This is a genomic window from Haloferax sp. Atlit-10N, assembly GCF_003586325.1.
In the GTDB taxonomy this organism is placed as follows: Archaea; Halobacteriota; Halobacteria; order Halobacteriales; family Haloferacaceae; genus Haloferax; species Haloferax prahovense.
On record NZ_PSYX01000155.1, the window covers coordinates 1 to 463 of the forward strand.

General features: G+C 63.1%; 1 protein-coding gene. It reads right to left on the reverse strand.

From position 1 onward, the window contains the following. Positions 1-131 precede the first annotated feature (131 nt). On the reverse strand, positions 132-463 hold a 332-nt coding region (locus C5B91_RS21640), incomplete at its 5' end, for a hypothetical protein (RefSeq protein ID WP_119713052.1).

The following is a 463-nucleotide window of genomic DNA, read 5'->3' on the forward strand; positions in this document are numbered from 1 at the left end:
CGTCGAGCGAACTCGCGCATCAGAGGCCTCCCGTGACGATGAACGCAGCTGCACCGAGACACGCAGCGAGGTAGCCGAGCGTCGCAGTCGCTTCCAGTCTGGTAAGACCGAAAGGAAGGGTCATGGTCTGGTTACCTCACGGCGACCGCCCAGCCGACGACCGTAATCAGGAACGCGACTTGCGCGCCCAGCGGGTCGCCCAGTCCGAGCAGGAGGTCCTTGATTTCGGTCACGTACTGCCAGCCGAGGATGACAGCAGGCGACGCGACGATGAACGCCATCTCCCAGTACTCGTAGTGTTCGAGCGACTTCGTCTCGCTCGACATGAACGCCAGCGCGTACACGAGAATGCCGCCGAGCGTCGCGTGCTCGCTCGTCAGCGTGTAGGACGACAGCCACGTGATGGTGATGTCGGAGATGCCGCCGAAGGCGTACAGGCCAGTAGCGACGAACACGACCGACA